Origin of the sequence: Daejeonella sp., assembly GCF_030684675.1 — a bacterium.
In the GTDB taxonomy this organism is placed as follows: Bacteria; Bacteroidota; Bacteroidia; order Sphingobacteriales; family Sphingobacteriaceae; genus Daejeonella.
The window spans coordinates 1-1,986 of sequence record NZ_JAUXXZ010000049.1; the positions used below are offsets into that span (position 1 = coordinate 1).

Sequence of the window (1,986 nt, forward strand, 5' to 3'; positions counted from 1 at the left end):
TAGCAGTTAGGCTCTTAGAGAATCACTATTGCTAACATGTTAACGATAAATAAATATCGAATATTGAGTAAGGAATAATGAATTTCGAAGTGAAAGCGATCTGTATTTCATCCGCCGCGGCGGATCATCATTCGATATTCCTTGTTCAATATTCATTATTCGTTTTTTCCTTTTTACCTGCCTCTCTGCCGGCAATGAGGTGGGCAGGTAGCTTTTTTCCCAAGCAGCGTCTTGGAAAAACGTAGAAGTTTAGAGAGAATATCCGGGGGTTTTCTTCATCACATCACCAAAAAATATTTCTTTTTCTTTCGATAATATTTTTATATTTCCAAACCAATTATAAAAGCATTTACGATGGCAGAAACAGAAATACTTAACTACACCTATACCTTCAAATTAAAGAGCGGATTAGAAAAAGCTTTTCGCGTCTCCGTTGATAAATCTTCTTTAAGCATTATTTACCAAAAAACTAATTCTTTCCCGGATTGGACTAAATTAAAAAACTTCAGATGCTCACATTGCGCACTCGATCTCAAAGTACATGAATACTGCCCGCTGGCGATAAATCTTGTTGACATTATCCAAACTTTTCAAGAGTATAATTCGTTCGATGAAGCGGAGATTACGGTAGAAACCGAGAACAGAAATTACTCTAAAGTAACTTCTGTGCAATCAGGTGTAAGCAGTATGCTTGGTATCCGTATGGTTACTTCAGGCTGCCCGGTGATGGGGAAACTGAAACCGTTAATCCCGACACATTTACCTTTTGCTTCGTTGGAAGAAACTGAGATGAGAGTTCTATCTTCTTACCTTTTAGCCCAATATGTAAAATGGAAGAAGGGGGGAGAGCCGGATTGGGAAATGACCAACTTGATTAACATTTACGAAGACATCAGGATTTTGAATCATAATGTTTCAAAAAAAATTGCCGACCTTGAAAAGAAGGATGTGAGTATCAATTCACTGATCGTCTTAAATAATTTTGCCGATTACGTCTCCTTTACCCTTGATGAAAAAATGCTTGAGGATTTCGAAACCATCTTTAAAGAGTTTATGTAAAATAATTTTGATATGTGGAACTGTTGTATAACTTTTTTCTTTGTGTTTCTCTGCCGGAGGCGGACATGTTTGTGACAGAATTTTTATCCTAACACGAAACACGCCTCACAATAAAGAGTGAGGTAAGTTCAGAAACCATTAAGACATACAAAAGCAATAACGGACATTTATCAAATTATTTTCTTGCTTCTCAGTTTTAGATTGATTAGTTTTTCACCACTCGCTTAGGATTTTTGATTATCCTATTTCATAGTGATCTATTTTATAATTTTTATAGCGGTATGTTCGTGGGACTCTTTGATGGCAAAACGTTTGGTGTAAAAGTAGATTTGATAAATTCGACGTATTTTTATTAAAGTTTACTTCGATACTCAATCTTCAATCTTCAATCTTCAATCTTCAATCTTCAATCTTCAATCTTCAATCTTCAATCTTCAATCTTCAATCTTCAATCTTCAATCTTCAATCTTCCGCCGTCAAAAATTAAGCCAAAAAACCCTTTTCTTAGTACAATTTCTCTTTTCTTTTAATAAAATGATCTTAAAAACATTAACTAAAAGCAGATTTGCCGGTAATCCAGTGTTTGATAAATTACCTCAAACACGTAAATCTGAACATTTTACTCAAAATATGCGTTTTTTAACCAATTTCGCAGGCGAAGGAGGGTAGCTATACGGCGAAGGAGGGTAGCTATACGGCGAAGGAGCGTAGCTATACGGCGAAAGAGGGTAGCTATTTGCCGAAAGAGGTCAGCTTTTTAACGAAAAGATTTAACGGAATGACGAAAGGATTTAGCTTTAAGACGAAACAATTTAACTAACAATTGAAAGAGATCAGCTTATTACCAGAAACAGGCAGCTACTTATAGAAAATATGTTGCGCTTCAAACAACGAGGTTTCTTCGTGGTTCTTCGTGAAAGGGTTTTC

General features: G+C 35.8%; 1 protein-coding gene. It reads left to right on the forward strand.

All coding sequences use genetic code 11. The annotated features are described in order from the left end of the window. Positions 1-354: 354 nt before the first annotated feature. Complete coding sequence (locus Q8M41_RS10280; RefSeq protein ID WP_305365180.1) at positions 355-1,059, forward strand: hypothetical protein; 705 nt, start codon at positions 355-357, stop codon at positions 1,057-1,059. Positions 1,060-1,986 lie beyond the last annotated feature (927 nt).